We start from the raw sequence: 21,834 nt of genomic DNA on the forward strand, positions 1-21,834 counted from the left end.
CGTCGGTCAGCGTCGCCATGGTTGGTCCTCCCCGGTATGCGTTCAGCGGTTGAGACGGAATCGGCGGTCAGAAAATGCTCGCTGGCGGTGATAGGGGAAGTGTCGGCGCTGGCTTCACGGAATCAGGAGTTACTTTTAATCACGAACTCGGCGGTCCATTTACCCATGTTGCGAATCCTCCATTCGCTGCCCCGTACGCACAAATTATTACTGTTACCCGTGGCCACAATGGTCACCGTGCTGGGCACACAAAAGTTATTGACGACATACCAAGATTTAACTCAACTAAACACACCGCTTGAAAGCGTGCTAGTACCGCTCCCAAGCGACTCTACTCCGGGTGTCCCTTCCCTGCATCAAGAACGCACCCCGGTAGCAGATGCGATCGATCGCGCCTCGCGCGCCCTCGACGCGACCCGCGAAAATATCCCCCTCAGTGAACTCACCGCAACCGAGATCGTTGATCTTGACGTCATTGCCAGCGCAGAGGCCGACATGGCGAACCAGCCGGCTTTGGGCGGCGACGTCACGGTACCGAATACCGCAGCACTGGAAAGCGGTGGTCTCGATGACGGTGCGCTGCATATGGCAATTGTGCTAGGCACATTGGCTAGCGGCATGCTGGATAATAATGTAGACAACAGCTCTTCCGTCGAAATTGCCGACGCTACCTCTTATGAGGATTATGGCGTTGAGCTATTCGATGATATCTCCTTTCTGGATTTAGAGCTGGCAGCTGAAGAGCCCTTTGTACCTGAGTGGGAAACCCACATTGTTGAATCCGGCGAAACTTTTGCCGTACTGGCACAAAACGAATTAGGCCTAGGCTATAGCGAAGTGATGGCTCTGCTGGAGGATTTACCTGACCCGCGCATGCTAACCAATTGGCGCGCCGGGCACAGCTTTGATTATCAGCTGGATGAAGATGGGCGTTTATTGTCGCTACGCATGATGAAAAACACCCGTGACGGCATACTGCTGGAGAAGGACGCAGACCACTTCGCCATCACCACGATTGAACGCCAAGGAGAACCTGTTCAGCGCCTCTATGCCGGTAGCGTCAGCGGTAGCTTTGCGCGCTCCGCCCAGGCGACAGGTTTGAACAGCGGCTCGGTAACAGAACTGACGAAACTACTCGAAAAGAAACTCGATTTTCGGCGTGACAGCCGCCGCGGCGATCGTTTCCAGGTACTGGTCGAGTCAGACATGATCGATGGTGAAACTTTAGATTCCCGTGTATTGGCTGTTCATTACAACGGCGAACGCATGGACTTAACCGTTGTGCGTAATGCCAGCGACGATAACTTCTATACACCTGAGGGTGGTAGCCTGGATCCTGCCTTTGCGCGCCACCCGTTTGAAGGCAACTACCGTTTAAGCTCCAGCTTCAATCCGCGCCGTAAGCATCCAGTAACCGGCCGCACTAGCCCGCATAACGGTACCGATTTTGCTATGCCGATTGGCACGCCGGTAACGGCTCCCGCTAACGGTGTTGTGGAACGAGTGAGCAACCATCGCGCCGCAGGACGCTATGTCGTCATCCGTCATGACAATGGCTACCGGACGCGCTACCTGCACCTCTCCCGGCCGCTGGTGAAGCAAGGTGAACGTGTAACAATGGGCGAGCGTATCGCGCTATCAGGCAATACAGGCCGCAGCACCGGCCCTCACCTGCACTACGAAGTCATCGTCAACAACTCACCGGTCAATGCGATGACGGTTCCCCTACCCGAAAACACCAGCTTGAGCGGCGATACGCTTATTGCGTTCCAGAATCAGGCAGCACCCATATTGGCGGCGCTGGAAAGCGGCGAAACAGGCCCGGTTAGCGTGGCTAATTATCGGCAGGAGAGCGACGACTAGCGACCGCTATATAGCTACCGTGTACTCAAACGCAAAACACCGCCACTGGGCGGTGTTTTGCGTTGGCTTACGTATTTTCAACTGTCTAGACTGACCGCTGCAGCGCGGCCAGTAGCGTTGCATCCCGGCGGTAGATATCAGGTCTAAACTCCACCTCGCCTTCGGCATTTGGCCACGCGGTCAAATAATGCAGCGCAATGGGAATACGCTGAGATAAGCTCACATTGCGATCACTCCCTCCTTTTAACAGCGTACTCATTTGATAACGACTGCCGGTGTCTTGCAGCAGCATTTGCGCCAGCTCAGTCACACCTTCAACCCGAATACAGCCTGAACTCAGTGCACGCTGATCACGCCGGAACAATCCACGCGCGGGGGTATCGTGCAAATAGATCATTTCATCGTTGGGAAACCGTACCACGACGCGACCTAGCGGGTTACCTGTACCCGCTACCTGACGCAACATAACGCCGCCAGGACGCTGCCAGTCGATCTCCTCCGCAGCAAGCGGTTCGCCCATGGGGCTAATCACCTGGATGTTTTTACGCGCCAAGTAGTCGATATCGGCACGCACCTGGGGCAACACATCCTCGCGCATGATCGTCGGCGGGATTGTCCAGGAAGGATTAATGGTTAAATGGCTGATCGTAGAGTGGATAATCGGCGTCTCGCGCCGCGGGGTTCCTACCACCACACGGGCGTCCCAGTGCTGGCCGTTAGGGCGCACGTAGTGCATCCGGTAGCCTGCAATATCAACCCATACTCGTGGCTCAGCAGATTGCATCGGACGGATCCACCGCGCGCGCTCTAAATTGACCCGCAGCTGGTCGATTCGCGACGCCACTGAGGTGTTCAACGCCAAGCGAGTTTGTTCGCCCACTACACCATCTTCCTGCAGCAAATGACGGCGCTGGAAACGCCTCACCGCGGCTTCCAGCGGTGCATCAAAGGCACGCCGATTCGACCCGGCTTGTACACCGATTAATGGATAGGCGCTGCTATCCGCCACCTGTAACTCAGCCTCTCCCCATAGTGCCAGGCGCTGGCGCAGCACGCTCACATCGTCGGCTTCATCGCCTGGCCGCAACGACTCTTCCCGCGCAGCCAAGTAGGGCACGCTGCCCAGGTTAGCCAGCTGATAATGCTGCTTCAAGGCATCGCGCAGTTGCTGATATTCAGCAGACGAGGGCCGAGCCAGCGCGATCGCGTTATCAAGCGAGCGGTCATCGACGGCATGCACCACACGCAGCAGTGAGTAGCGACGTTCAGGGCGCGGCGCATCCCACTGGGGTTCGACATCGCGCGGGTTCACCTTACCGCGCTCTAAATGATCCAGCGCCAGCAGCAACGCTCGAGTTGCTTTAATATCAAACGACGCCTGAGCGGCTTGACTGCTTGCCTGACTGCGCTGGAACTCATCAATCAGTGTATCAGCGTGGTAATCCTCGGGTGTTAGACCATCGGTTTCCAAGCTATTCAACGCAGCCACCAGTGACTCAACCGCCACGGCTGCCTGCCAGGCGGGCAGCCCCTCGCGCAGTTGATAAAACTCAGCAACGGGTAGCCGCTGCACCTCCACCGCGCTTAATTGCTGGGCTAACGCCTGTTGTAACGGCGCTGAATCCGCATTCGCATAGCTAATGCCTAAAGGGCTGTGGGTAAGCGTGAGACAAAGAGCGACCCCTATCGCCCATTGTCTTAGTGGCTGTATCTCGTTCATCGCCCTCTCCTTGCGTTACTATAGTCTTCCACATCGCCGACCCTGTTTTTTATATTAGTCGGCTAATCTTTATAATGACTTATATTGCTCGTAGGATCGACTTTTATGGCTCTTCGTTTAAATGTTGCCACGTTATTATTTTCTCTCCCTTTTACATTATTTACATTACCGCTCCACGCTGCCAGTTTCTTCGCCCAAGTTGATTCAACGCCACCTCGCGGCATACTGCCTTTACACCATCAGTTGCTGCAGCTCGCCCCCCAGGCCTCGCCCGATGCGCTGCGTTTAGCCGCCCAAGCGCTTAACTGCGCCGAGCCTAATGCCGAGCGCTTGGCAGTGATCGATTACTCGCTGCCATCTACCGAGCCACGCTTGTGGGTATTTGATTTGCGCCAGCATAAGCTACTCTTCGAAGAGCTGGTCTCCCACGGCCAGGGGTCTGGCGACGCCCAAGCAGAGACGTTTTCCAATACCCCCGATAGCCATCAATCCAGCATTGGCCTATTTCGCACTATGAACAGCTACTATGGGCGCAACGGCTATTCACTGCGCCTGGAGGGTCTGGAACCCAACGTCAATGACTTGGCGTTTGAGCGCGCTATTGTGATCCACGGCGCGGACTATGTAAGCGACGCCTTTATCACCCAAACGGGGCGGCTCGGTCGCAGCCATGGCTGCCCGGCGGTACGCGAAGACGTCACTTACCCGCTGATCGACAGTCTAAAAGAGGATCAGTATGTGTTCGCTTATTATCCCGATGCCGAGTGGCTGGCCACCTCCGCGTTTTTAGGCTGCACGGCCACCGCCGCACAGCTAGCCCGGCGCTAATGTTACCCAGAATCTTAATGAGGGGAACGTTAACAACCTCAGCCTTACAGGCAATCAGTAGCTGAATTTTATCATTTTCGGCCGCTAAATCAGGCGCACAGGGGAACCCTCTGCAATACTTTGTGACAAATTAACACAAAATATTGCTATCTGCCGTAGGTGTCTCTGCCATGTTCACCTTTATGCACCCGTACCAAAAAATTCGCCGCCTGGAACAGGAAGTTGCCGAGTTACGCACTCAGCTTGACGCTGCTACCCCCTCCCCCAGTTGCCGATTATTGAGCCTGATGAAACCGGCACAATCCATCGGCATGCTGCAGGCAAGAGGCGCGGATATGCTGGCTTCTCTCAATAGTGGCATACAGGAGTACGCGGATCAGCTTGCCGGCGAGCGGGCCACCCTAACGGAAACGGTTAATTTAATTGCCACCGCTGAACAGGCGGTCAGTAGCCTTGACCAACGTTGCCACGACACTGAACGTACCGAAGCGTTACCCCCATTAGTGTTAGCTAAAACTCTGCACGCCTTAAGCCAGCTACAGGTCGCTCTCGCCCGTAGTGCAGGCCACGCCCAGGCGTTAGCGGTAAGTACGGCCCTTGAAACGGCCCATAGCCAAGGTCTGCTTGGCAGCACCGATGCCGCTAGCCAGCAATCTCCAGGATTGGCAGCCATTGCAGACGATGTCCACCGCTTAGCGTTGACTATGCACAGCTTGAGCCATCAGCTCAGCCTACTGGTGGAGCAAATTAATAGCCAGGTAAGAGAACACTCGCAGGCCGTAGTGAAAAAACGTCTGGCCGACGAGGAGATTACCCATTCCGCGCAAGCAGCCAATCAGGCAGTGCATCAGCTTGCTGACCAAGCTCAGCATATGCACAAGGTGATTCATCACAATGCCACCGCTGCGTTTTTACACTCCGCGAAGCTTGATCATGCGGTGTGGAAGTGTCGGCTTTATAAGCAGCTCCTCTCTGCCAACACAGACACTCCCCTAGAAGACCATCACCAATGCCGTTTAGGGCGCTGGCATCAACATGGAGAAGGTCACCAACGTTACGCCCGCACTGAGGCCTATCGAGCGCTGGCGGCACCCCATCGCCGTATGCATGACAGTGGCGCGGAAGCACTTAAGTTTGCCCGCCTGGGCGACCGCAATGGTCAACTGGCCGCCTTGGGAGTCATGGAAGAAGCCAGCCAGCAGCTCGCCCTGCAGTTGGACAACCTCATGGAGCACGCCATGTATGAGGCACCCTATTCAACCAATCATCACTCACCGCTTGCGGGCGCACCTTAAATAGCCGTTGTACGCTAAATAGCCTTTCGTCTTATCTAGCCGCCTATGCCATGCTGGTTGCAATAAAACCACTTTCCTCACCAGCAGCAATGGGAAAAAGCATATGGCACAGGTCAAAAAGCTAGATCTCGCGTTACAAGGCGGTGGCGCCCACGGGGCTTATACCTGGGGTGTCATTGATCGCCTACTGGCAGATGACCGCATTGAGATTGAGGGCATCAGCGGCACCAGCGCCGGGGCAATGAATGGCGTGGTAATGGCCGATGCGCTCACAAGAGGCGATAAAGAGACCGCTCGGCAAGCACTGCACGACTTTTGGCAAGCGGTGAGTCGCGCGGGTATGGCCAGCCCCATCCGCCGCTCTCCCTTGGACATATTGACCGGCAACTGGAGCCTGGATCACTCGCCCGGTTTTATTGCGATGGATCTATTAAGCCGTGTGGCCTCCCCCTATCAACTCAACCCACTCAATATAAATCCGCTGCGCGATATCGTGGCCGAACATATTGATTTCGAGCGGGTTAGGCAATGCCAACAGCTTAAGCTGTTTGTCGCGGCCACTAACGTACGCACGGGTAAACAGCGGGTGTTCCGCCGTGAAGAGATGAGCGTTAACGCGGTGATGGCCTCCGCTTGCTTGCCCTTTATATTCCAAGCAGTGGAGATCGACGGCGAAGCGTATTGGGATGGTGGCTACATGGGTAACCCCGCCCTGTTTCCTCTCATGGAGGAGTGCAGCGCACGGGATATTCTGCTGATACAAATCAACCCAATCAGCCGTAACGAAGTCCCCACCTCGGCATCGGCCATTATGAATCGCCTCAACGAGATCACCTTTAACTCAGCACTGATTAAAGAGATCCGTATGATTGCGCTGCTTAAGCATACCCTCGATGAGCAAGGCATTGAAAACTGCTACCAGCAGGCGTTGTTCCACCGCATTAGCGGCGAGCAGGCACTTGAGGGCCTCTCTGTCTCCAGCAAATCCAATTCTGAGTGGCCTTTTCTATGCCATCTTTTCGAGCAGGGACAAGCTGCCGCTGAACGTTGGTTAAGCGAACACTTTGAAGCGATTGGTAGCCACTCCACACTGGATATTGATGCCGTCTATTTACATGAATAATGGCTGCACGTTCAGTCCGCCCATTGCACCCTTCTAGCACCAAGATGCCGCAAAATCGGCGTTGCATGCCCAATCATGCAGCATAGACTTGATCACTCACCTCTAACACGCACAACAAAAATAAATTAAGATATTGATTTTTAGCAATAAATATTCAACTGGCAAACTACCTGCATAACTCCTACCAGTGGTGGTAGGCGTGGACCAGGCCCAGTCGGGTACGAGTGCGTCGAACCTGACCTTCAACGGTGAAGGCATGTTCTCGTCAATTGTTTGCGTAACGCGCTAACTTGTTTGCGTTGCGTAGCGACTAACTCGTTTTATGCCCCGTGAGGCCATCCCATGGACATACGCAACAAAGCCAACCGCATTCGGCTGCTTAACTTCTCGACTCCTCAGATGCGCGCTTTCCACTTTTCATGGTTCGCGTTTCATATCTGTTTCTTCGGCTGGTTCGGCATCGCCCCTCTTATGGCGATTGTTCGAGAAGACCTTTCACTGACTCAAACACAAATCGGCAATACGATTATCGCTTCGGTAGCGATTACGGTCATTGTGCGCCTTGCAATTGGCGTACTGTGTGACCGCATCGGCCCGCGTAAAACCTATACCGGGCTACTAATATTAGGCGCTATTCCGGTGATGGGCATTGGCTTGGCCGATAGCTTTGAAACCTTTCTATTGGCGCGCTTAGCCATTGGGGCCATTGGTGCCTCCTTCGTGATTACCCAGTACCACACCTCGATGATGTTCGCCCCCAATGTGGTCGGTACCGCCAACGCTACTAGCGCAGGTTGGGGAAACCTGGGTGGTGGCACCACGCAGATACTGATGCCACTAATCTTCTCGGGCATGCTGATGCTGGGCGTTAACGAAGCCTTTGGCTGGCGTTTAGCGATGATGGTGCCTGGTGTAGTGATGTTCTTTACCGGCATTGGCTACTGGTTCTTTACCCAGGATGCCCCCAACGGCAACTTCAGCGACCTGCGCGCACGGGGTGAACTGCCTGAAGCTTCTGGCGAAAATGGTGCCGCGCAAAGCTTTCTAGCCGCCGCCAAGGATATTCGTGTTTGGGCGCTGTTCGTTGTCTATGGCCTCTGCTTTGGCGTGGAACTGACGATCAACAATATTGCCGCCATCTACTTCTTTGATAAGTTTGATCTTACCCTGGCCACCGCGGGTCTGATTGCCGGTCTGTTTGGTTTAATGAATATTTTTGCGCGTACTTTAGGCGGCGTCTTCTCGGATCTTTTCGCTAAGCAAGGGGGCTTGAAAGGGCGCGTTCGCTGGCTGTTTATTGCCTTGGTTTGCGAAGGTATTGCGTTGGTAGCGTTTTCGCAGATGCACGTATTAAGCCTAGCGATAGGTATCATGCTGGTGTTCAGCCTGTTTGTGCAGATGGCGGAAGGCGCTACTTTTGGCGTGGTGCCGTTTATCAACAAAAAGGCGCTGGGTGCCGTGGCGGGCATAGTCGGCGCTGGCGGTAATGTGGGCGCGGTAGGCGCTGCCTTTCTGTTCCGCAGCGAAAGCCTGACCTATCAGCAAGGCCTGTTCTATTTAGGCCTCACTGTACTGATCCTGGCTTCATGTGTGTTGGTGGTACGCTTTAGCGATGCTACCGAAGCAGAAGAGGCCAAAGCGTATAGCGACGCAGTAGGTGATGATGTAGGCGCGGGCGCTCTGTCGTTACGCTAAGCGCTTTCCAGTACACTCATACTTCCATAACGTTCCTGTTCACTCCCATACGCTTCGGCATGGTATGGGAGAATAACGGTATGGGAGTGTTCACATTTAGGCGGCGAGTCACCAAGGAAATTTCTATGTCTTCAGCGCAGCAACTGCTCTTAACCGCCATCCGTTGCGATATCGACAACCTTACCCACCTTGCCACCACCGCCGATATTGTCGGCGACATCAGCCGCTTTATTCATATGCTCCAGCGTGAACGGGGCGCATCGACGATTTACCTTGTTTCCCAGGGGCAGCGCTTCAAAACCCGCCGCGACACCTACCGGCAACACAGTCAGCAGGCCGAAACACTAATGCGCCAACGGCTGGAAGCGCTCAGTGAGGAGGCCCGCCCCCAGGCCGCCGCGCGCTTACTGCGCCGGATTGCCGCCGTCTGGTACGCGCTTGACGAACTTGGCGCGCTTCGCCAGGCCATTGATACCTTTGCTATCACCCCCGATGCAGCGACCCAGGCGTTTAACCAGTTGACCAGTGGCCTACTAGCCATTGTGTTTGAGGCCGCCGATACCTCTATCGATCCCGATATTACCCGCACGCTAGTAGCGATTTTCCACTTAATGCAAGGCAAAGAGCTGGCGGGCCAGGAGCGCGCCTGCGGCGCCTTTGGCTTTACCCATGGCCACTTCGACGAGCCTCACCGTGCCCTGCTCAACCAGCTAATGTCGGATCAACAGCGCTGTTTCGACACCTTTGTAGAGTTTGCGACACCCGAAGCGCAGCAGGCATGGCAGAAGGAGCTTTCACCGCGCACGCTGTCGGGTATTTGCCATCTACGCGATATCGCCTGCCAACGCTCGTCGGCAAAACAATCACCACCCAAAGAGACACCCGATAAGCTGGGTGAAACCTGGTATGAACTCACCACGCTGCGCATCGACTCAATGAAAACAGTTGAAGATGCGCTGATTGAACAACTGAGTGTGCTTTGCCACCGCAAAATCGCCCAGGCCGAGGAGGCTTTAGAAAAAACCAAGGCGGATCCCTGTCGCCCAACATCCGCCCCCTGCGAGCAGCTGTTGGCGCTGAATAGAGCGCAACCATTAGGTGACCTGACCGCCAACGCTCTCACCTCCCCCCTGGGCCGCTCGCTGATCGAGCTCACCCAAGCCCAGGCCAGCCGCTTACAAGGGCTCAGCGATGAGCTTGAAAATACCCGCAAAGCGCTACGAGAACGCAAACTGATTGAACGCGCCAAAGGTCTCATCATGGCCCACCAGGAGATGAACGAAGAGGAGGCCTACCGCTTTCTGCGGAAAACCTCAATGGATCAAAGCAAAAGCATGGCAGATATGGCTCAAGCGATACTGGATCTCTCAGCGATGCTAAAACGCAACGATGCTAAAACGTAAAGTAGATGGGCTCCTCGTTAGCAGTCAGTTAGCAGCACAATACCAAGCTGCTTAAGCCTATATTTGCAGGATGCTGTCACCTTAGCCATGCTAAAAGCTCACTTGACTGACCAAGCAAGGAGCGCACCCCATGCAACACCGCGTGCTATTAATTACCGGCGCATCTAGCGGCATCGGTGCGGCCACCGCTCGCGCAGCTGCACGTGAAGGCTATAAGTTAGTACTCGCTGCACGTTCTAGCGACAAGCTCACCGCACTGGCGCAAGAGCTGGGGCCGGAAAACGTACTGACCTGTGAGCTGGACGTGATTAACATGGAACAGCAGCAGGCCATGGTTGAGCAGGCGCTGGAAACCTTTGGCCGCCTGGATGGCGTCTTTGCCAACGCTGGCCGTGGCGGTTCACCCGGCGGCTTTAGTGAAGCCGACCACGACGCATGGCGTGAGATGATTCTCACCAATATCTATGGAGTGGGCCTCACTATTCAAGCCTGTTTGCCCGCCCTTAAACGCAGCAAAGGCCATGTATTGCTCACCGGCTCAGCCGCAGGCCGCACGACTATTCCAGGCTCGATGTATAGCGCGACCAAGTGGGCGGTCACCGGAATTGGCTACAACTTACGTGAAGAGTTACGTGGCACCGGCATGCGTGTGACGCTAATTGAACCTGGAATGGTCGACACCCCCTTTTTTGATGAGCCGCCAACTCATGCCTTAGAAGATCGCGATATCGCCAATGCGGTAATTTACGCACTAGCGCAACCTGCCCATGTAGATGTGAATGAAATTCTTATTCGCCCCACTCCACCTTTAAGTGAGGAGTGAGGAGCCAACGAACCTGTATATCCGCCACCTGGATAGTCGACACCTTGCAATTCATCTGCAATGGCCGCATAACGTGTAATTACCAAGCGCGCTAAGTAATTTTTCACCCGACGCGCCCACGAATTAATTTGCAGGTGATCCATGAGCCAACTCGCTTCCACGGCACTTTCCGTTCTTGATCTGGCACCTATTCGCCAGGGCGGCAGTGCCGCAGAGACCTTTCGCGATAGTGTTGCCCTGGCGCAATTAACCGAGCGGCTAGGCTATACCCGTTACTGGCTTGCCGAGCACCACAATATTGCCGGTATCGCCAGTGCCGCAACCGCCGTGTTGATTGGTCATATAGCCGGGCAAACGTCCACCATCCGCGTGGGTAGCGGCGGCATTATGCTGCCTAACCATCCACCGCTGGTGATTGCCGAGCAGTTCGGCACACTGGAAACGCTCTACCCTGGCCGTATTGATCTGGGATTAGGCCGTGCGCCTGGCTCGGATGGTGCCACCATGCAGGCTATGCGCCGCAACGCCCACGCCGGGGTCGATGATTTTCCACAACTGCTGAATGAGCTGCGCAGCTACTTAGCCGATGCAGAGCCCCAGCAGCGAGTGAAAGCGGTGCCTGGCCAAGGTACCCATGTGCCTATTTGGTTGCTGGGTTCCAGCGGTTACAGCGCGCAGCTGGCAGCCAAACTGGGCTTACCCTTCGCGTTTGCGGCTCAGTTCGCGCCGGGCTATTTATTTGAAGCGCTGCGTTTGTACCGTGATAACTTCCGCCCTTCGGAGCACCTGGATAAGCCCCATGCGATGGTCGGCCTTCCCGTGATGGCCGCAGAGAGTGACGCGATGGCTCACTACTTGGCCACGACAGCGCAGCAGAAGTTTTTAAACCTTATTCGCGGCAAGCCGACTCAGTCACAACCGCCGGTTGAGCAGTTGGATTGGTCGCCGATGGAACAGGCCCAAGTCAGCCAATTTTTAGGCGCGGCGATTATTGGTGGGCCCGAGACAGTTAAAGCCGAGCTTGAGGAATTCCAAACACGCACTGGTGCCGATGAACTGATGATTAATAGCGATTTTTACAGCCACGCCGACCGTCTACGCAGCTACGAAATTGTGGCTGAGGTCGCTCGATAAGCGCTTAGCTGAACAGGATAGTTATGACCACACTCGCTTTCTCTCCAATAACGGATGACGATTTTGCTGCTTTCTGGCCCACCTTCCAAGCCATTGTTGCAGCGCAAGAGACCTATGCGTTTGATCCCGATATCAGTTTTGAAGCTGCCCGTCAGTTATGGTGTAAAACGCCTAACGCCAGTGTGGTTGCCAAAGATGAAAACGGACAAATGCTGGGCGCTTACTACTTAAAAACCAACGCGGCTGGCCCCGGCGATCATATATGTAACTGTGGTTATATGGTGACCCCCGCCGCACGGGGCAAAGGCGTAGCGCGAGCCATGTGTGAGCACTCCCAGCAACAGGCCCGGGAACTAGGGTTTCTGGCCATGCAGTACAACGCCGTGGTGGCCACCAATGAGGTGGCTGTCGCGTTATGGCAGAAGCTTGGGTTTAGTATTGTGGGTACCGTTCCTAACGCCTACCGCCATGCGCGCTTCGGTTTTGTCGATACGCATGTGATGCATAAGACGCTTTAACAATCATCCATTTACCAAAGGGTTCTTTACCAGACGACTATTTACTAAGCAACTCTTTATCAAACAATTATTTTCCAAACAACTCTCAAACAAGTTTAAAAAAACATTTAATTATACGGCTTTATTATGATTTAGCATTTAACAATATAGAAAACTAACACCAACTTAATCAAATTATTATTTTAACGGAAAATTGATACCTTTTAAAACTCCCCTATGCACCAATTCAGGTGCGGGGAGTATTAGGAGAAGTATCAATGCAAAACATATCAGTTAAGAGAGTGATTGCTGGCGCACTGATTGTGCTTTTAGCCATGCTTATCATTTTGGGTAGCATGGGTGTCATGGCAGAACGCGAAGGTGCACAGCTGCTGGCAGAAATTAATGAAATCAGTGCTCAACAAGCGAGTGCTGCTAACCGTGCAGAAACAAATCTAATGGAGGTGCGGGTCAGGCTAGAGCGCATGTCACAGCACTACCGCAATGGCAACGAAAGTTACGCTGAGCGGGCGCTGGGAGAAGCGCTGGTGAGCCTGGAGAAATCTGACCAGCGTATTGCAGAACTCACTCGCCTTGAACTCCCGATTGATTCCGAGCGTCGCCCACTAATCGATGCAATTGTCGATAGTTACCACCTTATTGTCACTGACACCTTAAGAAGTGATTTAGCCAACGAGCGCTATGAGACACTGGACGAATACCGTGATCCCATTAATCAGAAGTTCTCTGGCTTTAGCACTGCGATCAGTAATTTCAATGATTATGCATTGAGCAGAGGCAACCAAGTTCACTCGGAAGCGCAGCGCGACAGCGTCATTTTTGGTATCACCGTAGGCGTTCTCATTTTAACCGCGATTGTACTCTATATTGTGGTACAAATAATGATTAATCGGCTCGTCATCAGTCCCCTACAGCGGGCAGTCAGCATTTGCGAAAACATTGCAAAGGGGGATTTGACCAGCCATATCGATGCCCTAGGGCGTAACGAGATTGGCCGCCTTTATAGTGCCATGGAGGATATGCAGGAGCGCCTGGAAGAGATAATCGGTACGCTCAATCAAAGTAGCGAAGCCGTCGCCTCCAGCTCTACGCAAATCGCTAGCGGCAGCCAAGACCTCGCTTCACGTACAGAGCAACAAGCCGCAGCTTTGCAGCAAACCGCCGCGAGTATGGATGAAATTTCATCGATTGTGCGGCAAAACGCAGATACTGCCGGTCAAGCACAGCAATTGACCCAGGACGCCGCGCAACAGGCGAATAGTGGTAAGCAGGCATCTGAACGCACCAGCCTACTGATGCGGGAATTAGAAGAGACCTCGCACAAAGTCCATGACATTATCCAGGTGATTGACTCAATCGCCTTTCAAACCAATATCCTGGCGTTGAATGCATCGGTAGAAGCTGCCCGGGCTGGCGAGCACGGTAGAGGCTTTGCGGTGGTGGCCAGCGAAGTTCGTTCCTTAGCCACCAAGACCTCCACCTCATCGAAAGAAATACGCACCATGATTGAAGATATCTCACAGCGTATTGTTGTCGGTGCGGAACAAGCAGCGAAAAATGGCCATGATATGGCGGAGATCAACGAAGCTATTCGTAAAGTGACGGAAATGATGCAAGAGCTTGCTCTCGCCGCAAAGGAGCAGGAGTCGGGCATTAGCCAAGTCAGCACAGCGGTATCCCAGATGGACTCGGCGACCCAGGAAAATGTATCGCTGGTTGAAGAGACCAGCACCGCGTCAGCCTCACTCCAGGATGAAGCTACTCGTTTGGCCGAATTAGTCACGACCTTCAAACTTAAGCGCGTAACGCACGGTGGCTCGGAATCCCCCACCGCCTCTTCATCACCGCAGGCACTTGCAGCGTCTAACGCTTACTCAACTAGAAAACTGCCCAATGCCACACCTGATTGGGAAGAGTTTTAATTCATGTTTTTGGGCCAGCTTGACTGGCCCTTTTTCCATTGGTCTTCCGCTTCAGGTCATAAAAATTAGCGGCTCGTTAAATGCGAATATCGACATAATACAACTTGCGGATGGCGCCCTGTATGCCGCTAAAAGCAAAGGCAAGCATCAGCGAGCGATTCACAAACCTTAGTCGCTCACGTCAAAACAGTGCTGCAACTGCTGCTCAGCGACGTCGCTGCCCATCGCCGTTAACTTAGCGATATTGCGCTCAGGAATCGCGTCGGTATCGCCGTAAAACTCGATCGCCTTTTCAACACTCTCTTCACGTAGCAGATGCACCATGGCATAGGGAGAGCGATTGGTATAGTTGGCAGCGTCATCGGGCTCAGCCCCGTCGAAGCAGTAATCGGGATGAAAAGTAGCGAGCTGATAGACCCCTTCATATCCCTGATCGACCAAGATACTTTCGGCCAGCTCAACAAAATCCAGGTAGTGATCAAAGCTTTTAAAAAGCGTAGGAAATACCAGCAGCGTCGTTTCAGTTTCAGGGTGTTCGTCCAGCCACGCTACCTCGACCATCAGCTCTTCAAGCGCCACTTCAATTTTTTTAGAGCGCACAACCTCAACGCGGATGGCTTCACGCGCTAGCTCCCGCTGAGCGAACGGGCAAATATCGTGGGCGACAATGAAGGTGCGCACCCAGTTCAGCGTTTGCGCGGCTACTTGGTCATCTGCGTGTTGGTTATCTGTGTGCATAGCACCCTCATGATCATGGTTAGGTCGGCGATGGCCGACGCTTTATGCGCAGCAGTTTACCAACTGTTCATGACCAACTACACGTGCTCTTGGTAGCGCTTCAGGGCGACTTCATAGGATTTATGGATATGGTCGTCCATTAATTCACGCGCTGCTTTAGCATCCCGCTGTAGCGCCAGCTCCACCAGCTGATGATGCTGCTCGTCCAGCTCTTGACGTATCGTCGGCATTTTTGGCCCCAAACGTCGGTAGCGATCGAACTGGTCGTGTAACTGCTCAATAAAACGCAATAACCAGACTGACCCACACGGCGCCACCAGGGTGCGGTGAAACTGTGTATGCAGATGCTCCCACTCTTCGCCTTTATCCAGGGTTATATCGGCCCGTTTCAGGCGATGTGCGGCGGCAAGCAAATCGGCCTCCCAAAGCGAGTCACCGTTAGCAATAGCTCGCTCTAGCGCCATCCCCTCCATTTCCAGGCGCATTTGAGCAATATCGTCCAGCTCATCCCGCGATAGCTTCGGCACCCGAAAGCCGCGCTGGTTTTCCTGCACCAGCAACCCATAAGCCGCCAATCTATTGAGCGCTTCTCGCAGCGGGCTCAAACCGACTTGATAGCGCTCTTTGAGGGCATTGATAGCGAGCTTTTCACCGGCCACAAAACGCCCACCCACCAAATCCTTGCGTAAATGATCAAACACGCGACTTGATGCGGTACCTGCTGGCCCCACTGGCCCTACTGACTTGGCTGACGTAGGTAGAGAATTATTCATCACGATGTCCTTTGTTCATCTCAGTTCCCGCTGTCCATTCTGTTTTGACTGTTGACGTTGGGTCGGGCACTACCTATATTCTATTTTAGACGAGATAATCGATTTTTTAACCTACAAACGATAAATAAGGTCTAGGTATGCTTCTGATCTCCTCTTTGGCTTCGCGGGATATGCATCAATGACACCACCCGCCACCTCCTGGCAACTTTTCTGGGCCTTTTTCCGCATCGGCATCTTTGGTTTCGGTGGCGGCCCCGCCATGATCCCATTAGTGCGCGCCGAGGTCGTCACCCGTCACCATTGGTTAACCGACGAAGAGTTTGCCGATGTACTGGCGATTGGCAATACCTTACCCGGCCCCATTGCCACCAAGATGCCCGGCTATATTGGCTATCGTGTAGGGGGAGTCGTCGGCTGTATTGCGGCCGTCATTGCTATTATCGTCCCAATGATTGTGGCGATGATTGTCATGTTAGGCATTTTCAGCCGCTACCGCGATGTGGCTTGGATTCGCGGCATGGGCCAAGCCGTGGTGCCGGTGGTCATGGTGATGATGGCGCAGCTCACCTGGGACTTTTTTGATAAATCCCAGGCCGCTCTTGGCTGGCTGGTCAGCATTACCATGGCCATCATTGCCGCCGGGCTGATCTACTGGCTTGGCATTCACCCAGGCTGGGTGATTGGCGCCATTCTACTTGCCGCCCTCCTGCGCCCTGCCGGTAAGAAAAAAGCGGAGGGAGCGGCATGATTTATTGGGATCTCTTCCTAGCCTTTTTTATCCCAAACATTATCGGCTATGGCGGCGGCCCGGCCATTATTCCACTGATCGAAGCCGAAGTGGTTGGCCGTTATGGCTGGATGACCGCACAAACCTTCGCGGAAACATTAGCCCTCGGCAACGCATTACCTAGCCCTATCGCGACCAAAATGGCCGGCTATGTGGGCTATGAAGTAGCGGGTACTGGCGGTGCCTTCATTGCCGTAGCTGCCACAGTGATCCCTACGCTGCTACTCATGTTAGGCGCGTTAGGGTTGCTCTACCGTCATCGTGATTCCCCCCGGGTTAAGCGCATGAGCCAATGGGTGCGCCCAGTCATCGCCATGATGATGGCCTGGCTGACCTTGGGGTTTCTGCTCGAAAGCCTTAATACCAGCGGGGCGATTCATACCCTGATCATTGGCATAGTCGCCGCTATAGCACTGATTCGTTTTAACACGCACCCCGCCTTTGTGGTTATGGGCGCCCTGGTTTATGGAGGGCTTATTATTCCGTAAAGATAACTCAAACTTTACAAAAACTTATAAGTAACACCACTCAACACGCCAAAACTCACAACAATTCATGGATCAATGGGGTAAACAATGACACTTAAATCGCTATTCACTACCACCGCCTTAGCAGCAGCACTTTCTATACCCGCCTTTGCAACAGCTGCTGATAATTATCCTGAAAAGCCAATCGAATTTATTGTGCCCTGGGGGCCAGGTGGCGGCAGCGACTTGCTAATGCGTTTGGTAAGCAAACATCTTGAAACAGAGTTAGGCCAAGCGGTGCCTGTGATTAATATGCCTGGAGCAAGTGGAACGGTAGGACTGCGTGAAGCCTCACGCCGAGATAGCGATGGATACACTATTTCGCAAATACATGAAGGTTTGCTGATCGCGCACCATTCGGGGGTGACAGACCTCAACTGGGACGATTTTGATGTCGTTTCCATGATGACCAGCGATAACTCGGTCATCGTAGTAAATGCCGATACTGGTTGGGAAACACTCGAAGACATGCTCGAAGATGTCACCTCAAACCCAGGTGAGTATCGGATGGGCGTTACATTAGGTGGTATTCCACACTTATGGGCAGTGCAATTTGAAGAATCCACAGGCACTCAGTTTGGCTATGTGGGGTATGAAGGGACTGGAGAAAGGTTACGTGCGCTCGCGGGTGGGCATATCACAGTGGCTATAGAGGACTATTACTCAGCACGCGCCTTCGTAGAAAATGGCGATTTGAACGTGTTAGCAGCGGCTACTTCTGAACGCATTGAAGAACTACCTGATACACCCACACTTAAAGAACTGGGGCATGATCTTGAGTTTTTAGTTACTCGTGGGGTTGTTGTGCCCAAAGGAACATCCGAGTCGGTCGTTTCAACACTGGAAAGTGCGCTTAAAAAAGTCGCTAATAGTGAAGGGTTTAAAACCGACATTGAGAATGTAGGCGGCACAGTGCGTTACCTTAACAGAGAAGACTATACCGCTTATTTAGAGCGTAATAACGAGTTCATTGAAAACAACGCCCACCTCCTTAATTAAGGTAACGTTGTGCTTTAGGAGGTTTTTATGGAGCGCAGAAGCGCAGAGACAGCTCTAATCCCGGCGTTACAAGTGCTGTCTTACCTTATCATCGCCCTCGGTGCTTTATTCATGGCCTTCAAGGCCGGCTCATTGCCGGCCTCCCGTTGGGAACCCATGAGTGCAGGTACTTTCCCACAAATTATCTTTTTCAGTATTGCAATTTTATGCGGCATGGCAGTTATCTTTGAACTCTCCAAACACGGCTTACCGCGTACAACCTTTTGCATTGCCTGGAGAAGACTAACCGCACTTAAAGCCGTCATCATCAACCTGGTGCTATTTACTGTGTATATGATAGCAATGCCTATTGCGGGATTTATTATCAGCACTTTTGTATATCTGCTTACTACACAGCTTTACCTAGCCCCCAGGAAGGCTACTACCGTAGCGATTGCCATCTTCGTCGCCATTCTCTTTTCTGCTGGGCCTTACTATTTATTTTCTGAGGCCTTCAACATCTATCTTCCTCGTGCTCAATGGTAACGTAACCTATGACTGATGCTTTCCTCGTAGCGCTAGGGGGCGTGACCGAGCCCTATACGCTATTACTCATGGCAGTAGCGACTTTTGCAGGTATTGTTGCCGCCGCAATACCCGGCTTTACGATTACCATGGCCATAGTCCTTACGTTGCCTCTTACATTTGCCATGCCCCCCATGCAGGGCATTGCGGTCATGCTATCTGTCTACGTAGGTGGACTAAGCGGTGGCTTATTTAGTGCCGCTCTGCTGGGCATCCCAGGCACGCCCTCATCAGTTGCAACCACCTTTGATGCCTTCCCTATGGCTCGACAAGGTCATCCTGGGAAAGCACTATCCTTGGGATTATTTGCTTCATTCGTGGGCTCTATTATTTCTATTGCTGTGCTGATCGTGGCCGCGCCTCCACTCGCACTTCTAGCGGTTAAGTTAGGACCCTGGGAATATTTTGCGCTTATTATTTTTGCTTTGACTGTCATAGCAAGCCTAGTGGGTGACTCTCTTATCAGGGGGCTAATCGCGGGTCTAATCGGGATCGGCATCGCCACTATTGGACCTGACCCACTCATGGGGCGCGAGCGTTTTACCTTTGGCTATGAAATCCTGACCGCGGGCATACCGTTCCTGGTTGTATTAATAGGCATGTACGCCATGAGCCAGCTACTCTCCGAATTAGAGCCTGCCGCCGGAGACAAACAGCCCTCTTCTGGCGCATTAATCAGTGGAGATATGCGCCCTCACCTTTGGCAAACCATAAAAGACATCTTATTGAAGCCCGCCAATGTTATACGCTCATCATTGCTCGGTGTGTTTATTGGTGCAGTACCCGGTGCAGGTAGCTCAATTTCTAATCTATTAGCTTACGACCAAGCTAAACGAGCATCTAAGCACCCAGAAACTTTTGGTAAGGGTGAACCACAGGGCGTTGTTGCTTCTGAGTCAGGCAACTCATCAACGGTAGGCGGCAGCTTAATACCATTGATAGCGTTAGGCATACCAGGGTCTCCCGCCGATGCAGTTCTCATGGCAGCCATCATGGTACACGGCATCAGCATTGGCCCGCGCTTAATACTTGACCATCCCGACTTGGTTTACAGCATGTTTATTGCCATGGCGATAGCTTCTGTCTTCATGCTGTTAATAGGCGTTATTTTAATGAGGGCTTTTTTACGCCTATTAAATGTACCTAAGTATATTGTTGTGCCCGTTGTATTAGCCTGCTGTGCAATTGGCACTTACACCCTGAACAACCGCTTATCTGACCTTTATCTACTTGCCTGCATTGGTGCAGTGGGATACCTGCTTAAAAAACTGGATTACCCGCTAGCACCTCTTGTACTTGGCGTTGTATTGGGCCCTATAGCAGAAACCAACTTAAGACGGGCCTTCCAGACAAGCACTGATTGGACGCTTTTCTTCACTCGGCCAATATCAGCGCTGCTGCTTACACTGGCGGTTGTTTCTGTGATTTACAGTATTTATAGCTATATGAAACAGCGCCGTCTAATGGCTCACCGTCTAGATGCTACATCTAAATAGGAATCACAATGCATACTGACCCACACTATTACCCCTCCGCCTCACGCCGTATGGTCACGTTTGGAAAACGTGGAATGGTCGCTACGTCTCAGTCGCTTGCTGCACAAGTCGGCATAGATATGTTACGAAAAGGTGGCAATGCCATTGATGCTGCCATTGCTACAGCTGCTGCTTTAACCGTCGTTGAGCCAACCTCTAATGGTATTGGTAGCGATGCTTTTGCTCTTGTGTGGGTAAAAGGTGAGCTACATGGCCTCAATGCTAGCGGCCCTGCGCCAAAGAGTATTTCATGTGATGCCGTCAAGGCCCTGGGTCATGAGGAAATGCCCGCCCATGGATTAGTGCCAATCACAGTACCCGGTGCGCCAGGCGCCTGGGCTGCGCTTTCAGAGCGTTTTGGTAAACTGCCTTTTGAGCAGCTGTTAGCGCCAGCAATAGAATTAGCTGACGAAGGTTTTGCTGTATCAGCAGTAGCCAGCCAACTCTGGAAAAGTGCAGAAGAGCGTTATGGAAAATACGGGACAGATGAATTTGCCTCCTGGTTTACGCACTTCACTCCCAATGGGCAGGCTCCCAAAGCAGGTGACATTTGGCGCTCTCCTGATATGGCAAAAACGCTGCGTGAAATTGCCAATAGCCATGCGGATGCGTTTTATCAAGGCAGCCTAGCGGATGCGATGGATGCCTTTTCACGTCAGCATGGCGGCTTCTTACGCAAAGAAGATTTACAAGCTTTCAAACCAGAATGGGTCAAACCCATAAGTGTCCGATATCGCGGCCATGATATTTGGGAAATTCCTCCCAACGGCAGCGGATTAATTGTGCTTCAAGCCTTGGGTATTCTTGAATCTTTAGGCGAACAGTCAAATGATCAGATAGACACTATCCACCGCCGGATAGAGGCTACAAAACTTGGTTACGTAGACGGCTTAAACTACATTACTGAACGCTCATCTATGCAGCCGAGCGTTGAGCAGATGCTATCGAATGAGTACCTTTCGCAACGCGCAGAGCTTATTGGCCAAGACGCCATTGACCCCATTCATGGCAATCCATTAAGGGGGGGCACCGTTTACCTGGCAACCGCTGATGATGAAGGTAATATGGTGTCATTCATTCAAAGCAACTTTGAAGGCTTTGGCTCTGGCATCGTAGTACCGGGCACCGGCATTAGCCTGCAAAACCGTGGCTGGTCGTTCTCCCTCGACCCGCAGCACCCCAACGCACTAGCCCCTGGCAAGCGCACCTACCACACCATCATCCCAGGCTTTATCACCAAAGATAACCAAGCCGTTGGGCCGTTCGGTGTGATGGGTGGCTATATGCAGCCCCAGGGCCATGTGCAGGTGGTAACGGCGATGCTTGAGGATCAACTGAATCCTCAGGCAGCGCTCGATATGCCACGTTGGAAATGGACCAAAGGCAAAACCATCGAAGTTGAAGCCGACTTCCCCAATCACTTAGCGCTTGCCCTGGCACGCCGCGGCCACGACATCGTTAAAGTCGCCGATTCAATCAGCTTTGGCCGTGGCCAAATCATTCTGCGCGATCCTGACACCGGCGTACTCCAAGGTGGCACCGAGCCACGCACCGATGGGGCTGTGCTCCCCTGGTAATATCTCACCA

At 53.0% G+C, this 21,834-nt stretch carries 19 protein-coding genes; 16 read left to right on the plus strand and 3 right to left on the minus strand.

From position 1 onward, the window contains the following. Nucleotides 1-165 precede the first annotated feature (165 nt). The gene (locus ACW17M_RS12140; protein WP_022520662.1) at nucleotides 166-1,863 is read left to right on the plus strand and encodes a peptidoglycan DD-metalloendopeptidase family protein; all 1,698 of its coding nucleotides are present in this window, start codon (nucleotides 166-168) and stop codon (nucleotides 1,861-1,863) included. 85 nt (nucleotides 1,864-1,948) lie between these two features. Here the strand turns inward: ACW17M_RS12140 and ACW17M_RS12145 are convergent, their stop codons facing one another. Then, the gene (locus ACW17M_RS12145; RefSeq protein ID WP_457547511.1) at nucleotides 1,949-3,583 is read right to left on the minus strand and encodes a L,D-transpeptidase family protein; all 1,635 of its coding nucleotides are present in this window, start codon (nucleotides 3,581-3,583) and stop codon (nucleotides 1,949-1,951) included. Nucleotides 3,584-3,688: 105 nt separating this feature from the next. On the opposite strand from ACW17M_RS12145, the gene ACW17M_RS12150 reads away from it, so the two are divergent. The 9 genes from ACW17M_RS12150 to ACW17M_RS12190 all read left to right on the plus strand — a co-directional run bounded on the left by ACW17M_RS12150 (nucleotide 3,689) and on the right by ACW17M_RS12190 (nucleotide 14,324). Beyond that, nucleotides 3,689-4,411: a murein L,D-transpeptidase catalytic domain family protein gene (locus ACW17M_RS12150; RefSeq protein WP_027959903.1), complete on the plus strand. Its 723-nt coding sequence runs from the start codon at nucleotides 3,689-3,691 to the stop codon at nucleotides 4,409-4,411. Between the two features lie 170 nt (nucleotides 4,412-4,581). Continuing rightward, entirely contained in the window at nucleotides 4,582-5,706 is a 1,125-nt protein-coding gene (locus tag ACW17M_RS12155) for a CZB domain-containing protein (RefSeq protein WP_457547512.1), read from the plus strand. Nucleotides 5,707-5,809: 103 nt separating this feature from the next. After that, complete coding sequence (locus tag ACW17M_RS12160; RefSeq protein WP_457547513.1) at nucleotides 5,810-6,829, plus strand: patatin-like phospholipase family protein; 1,020 nt, start codon at nucleotides 5,810-5,812, stop codon at nucleotides 6,827-6,829. A gap of 342 nt (nucleotides 6,830-7,171) precedes the next feature. Further along, nucleotides 7,172-8,524, plus strand: a complete 1,353-nt coding sequence (locus tag ACW17M_RS12165; RefSeq protein WP_009287177.1) for a NarK family nitrate/nitrite MFS transporter — start codon at nucleotides 7,172-7,174, stop codon at nucleotides 8,522-8,524. Nucleotides 8,525-8,649: 125 nt separating this feature from the next. Further along, a complete protein-coding gene (locus ACW17M_RS12170; protein WP_039859255.1) occupies nucleotides 8,650-9,927 on the plus strand; it encodes a nitrate regulatory protein in 1,278 nt (425 codons plus the stop codon). Between the two features lie 130 nt (nucleotides 9,928-10,057). Then, nucleotides 10,058-10,750 (plus strand): SDR family oxidoreductase, encoded by a 693-nt coding sequence (locus tag ACW17M_RS12175; protein WP_022520668.1) that lies wholly within the window; start codon nucleotides 10,058-10,060, stop codon nucleotides 10,748-10,750. A gap of 141 nt (nucleotides 10,751-10,891) precedes the next feature. Then, the gene (locus ACW17M_RS12180; RefSeq protein ID WP_009287176.1) at nucleotides 10,892-11,884 is read left to right on the plus strand and encodes an LLM class flavin-dependent oxidoreductase; all 993 of its coding nucleotides are present in this window, start codon (nucleotides 10,892-10,894) and stop codon (nucleotides 11,882-11,884) included. 23 nt (nucleotides 11,885-11,907) lie between these two features. Continuing rightward, the gene (locus ACW17M_RS12185; protein WP_039859253.1) at nucleotides 11,908-12,402 is read left to right on the plus strand and encodes a GNAT family N-acetyltransferase; all 495 of its coding nucleotides are present in this window, start codon (nucleotides 11,908-11,910) and stop codon (nucleotides 12,400-12,402) included. Nucleotides 12,403-12,659: 257 nt separating this feature from the next. Continuing rightward, a complete protein-coding gene (locus ACW17M_RS12190; RefSeq protein WP_457547514.1) occupies nucleotides 12,660-14,324 on the plus strand; it encodes a methyl-accepting chemotaxis protein in 1,665 nt (554 codons plus the stop codon). 168 nt (nucleotides 14,325-14,492) lie between these two features. Here ACW17M_RS12190 and ACW17M_RS12195 read toward each other — a convergent pair whose 3' ends face one another. Continuing rightward, nucleotides 14,493-15,062, minus strand: coding sequence for a DUF1415 domain-containing protein (locus ACW17M_RS12195; RefSeq protein ID WP_027959910.1), 570 nt, complete (start codon nucleotides 15,060-15,062; stop codon nucleotides 14,493-14,495). A 77-nt stretch (nucleotides 15,063-15,139) separates the two neighbouring features. Further along, nucleotides 15,140-15,835 (minus strand): GntR family transcriptional regulator, encoded by a 696-nt coding sequence (locus ACW17M_RS12200; RefSeq protein WP_022520673.1) that lies wholly within the window; start codon nucleotides 15,833-15,835, stop codon nucleotides 15,140-15,142. 178 nt (nucleotides 15,836-16,013) lie between these two features. Here ACW17M_RS12200 and ACW17M_RS12205 point away from each other — a divergent pair, with 178 nt between their 5' ends. The 6 genes from ACW17M_RS12205 (at nucleotide 16,014) to ACW17M_RS12230 (ending at nucleotide 21,824) form a co-directional block, all read left to right on the plus strand. After that, entirely contained in the window at nucleotides 16,014-16,583 is a 570-nt protein-coding gene (locus tag ACW17M_RS12205; RefSeq protein WP_141439739.1) for a chromate transporter, read from the plus strand. Beyond that, the gene (locus ACW17M_RS12210) at nucleotides 16,580-17,110 is read left to right on the plus strand and encodes a chromate transporter (protein WP_457547515.1); all 531 of its coding nucleotides are present in this window, start codon (nucleotides 16,580-16,582) and stop codon (nucleotides 17,108-17,110) included. The genes ACW17M_RS12205 and ACW17M_RS12210 overlap by 4 nt, the downstream gene beginning before the upstream one ends. 87 nt (nucleotides 17,111-17,197) lie before the next feature. Then, on the plus strand, nucleotides 17,198-18,148 hold the full coding sequence (locus ACW17M_RS12215) for a Bug family tripartite tricarboxylate transporter substrate binding protein (protein ID WP_457547516.1): 951 nt from the start codon (nucleotides 17,198-17,200) through the stop codon (nucleotides 18,146-18,148). 27 nt (nucleotides 18,149-18,175) lie between these two features. Beyond that, entirely contained in the window at nucleotides 18,176-18,673 is a 498-nt protein-coding gene (locus tag ACW17M_RS12220) for a tripartite tricarboxylate transporter TctB family protein (protein ID WP_027959914.1), read from the plus strand. An 8-nt stretch (nucleotides 18,674-18,681) separates the two neighbouring features. Next, nucleotides 18,682-20,208, plus strand: a complete 1,527-nt coding sequence (locus ACW17M_RS12225) for a tripartite tricarboxylate transporter permease (protein ID WP_141439741.1) — start codon at nucleotides 18,682-18,684, stop codon at nucleotides 20,206-20,208. Nucleotides 20,209-20,216: 8 nt separating this feature from the next. After that, complete coding sequence (locus tag ACW17M_RS12230; protein ID WP_027959916.1) at nucleotides 20,217-21,824, plus strand: gamma-glutamyltransferase family protein; 1,608 nt, start codon at nucleotides 20,217-20,219, stop codon at nucleotides 21,822-21,824. Nucleotides 21,825-21,834 lie beyond the last annotated feature (10 nt).

The organism is Vreelandella sp. 2A-K22, assembly GCF_054065485.1.

Coding starts and splice junctions, on each gene's coding strand:
- ACW17M_RS12140 (WP_022520662.1), top strand. CDS start 166: ATGTTGCGAATCCTCCATTCGCTGCCCCGTACGCACAAATTATTACTG.
- ACW17M_RS12145 (WP_457547511.1), bottom strand. CDS start 3,583: ATGAACGAGATACAGCCACTAAGACAATGGGCGATAGGGGTCGCTCTT.
- ACW17M_RS12150 (WP_027959903.1), top strand. CDS start 3,689: ATGGCTCTTCGTTTAAATGTTGCCACGTTATTATTTTCTCTCCCTTTT.
- ACW17M_RS12155 (WP_457547512.1), top strand. CDS start 4,582: ATGTTCACCTTTATGCACCCGTACCAAAAAATTCGCCGCCTGGAACAG.
- ACW17M_RS12160 (WP_457547513.1), top strand. CDS start 5,810: ATGGCACAGGTCAAAAAGCTAGATCTCGCGTTACAAGGCGGTGGCGCC.
- ACW17M_RS12165 (WP_009287177.1), top strand. CDS start 7,172: ATGGACATACGCAACAAAGCCAACCGCATTCGGCTGCTTAACTTCTCG.
- ACW17M_RS12170 (WP_039859255.1), top strand. CDS start 8,650: ATGTCTTCAGCGCAGCAACTGCTCTTAACCGCCATCCGTTGCGATATC.
- ACW17M_RS12175 (WP_022520668.1), top strand. CDS start 10,058: ATGCAACACCGCGTGCTATTAATTACCGGCGCATCTAGCGGCATCGGT.
- ACW17M_RS12180 (WP_009287176.1), top strand. CDS start 10,892: ATGAGCCAACTCGCTTCCACGGCACTTTCCGTTCTTGATCTGGCACCT.
- ACW17M_RS12185 (WP_039859253.1), top strand. CDS start 11,908: ATGACCACACTCGCTTTCTCTCCAATAACGGATGACGATTTTGCTGCT.
- ACW17M_RS12190 (WP_457547514.1), top strand. CDS start 12,660: ATGCAAAACATATCAGTTAAGAGAGTGATTGCTGGCGCACTGATTGTG.
- ACW17M_RS12195 (WP_027959910.1), bottom strand. CDS start 15,062: ATGCACACAGATAACCAACACGCAGATGACCAAGTAGCCGCGCAAACG.
- ACW17M_RS12200 (WP_022520673.1), bottom strand. CDS start 15,835: ATGAATAATTCTCTACCTACGTCAGCCAAGTCAGTAGGGCCAGTGGGG.
- ACW17M_RS12205 (WP_141439739.1), top strand. CDS start 16,014: ATGACACCACCCGCCACCTCCTGGCAACTTTTCTGGGCCTTTTTCCGC.
- ACW17M_RS12210 (WP_457547515.1), top strand. CDS start 16,580: ATGATTTATTGGGATCTCTTCCTAGCCTTTTTTATCCCAAACATTATC.
- ACW17M_RS12215 (WP_457547516.1), top strand. CDS start 17,198: ATGACACTTAAATCGCTATTCACTACCACCGCCTTAGCAGCAGCACTT.
- ACW17M_RS12220 (WP_027959914.1), top strand. CDS start 18,176: ATGGAGCGCAGAAGCGCAGAGACAGCTCTAATCCCGGCGTTACAAGTG.
- ACW17M_RS12225 (WP_141439741.1), top strand. CDS start 18,682: ATGACTGATGCTTTCCTCGTAGCGCTAGGGGGCGTGACCGAGCCCTAT.
- ACW17M_RS12230 (WP_027959916.1), top strand. CDS start 20,217: ATGCATACTGACCCACACTATTACCCCTCCGCCTCACGCCGTATGGTC.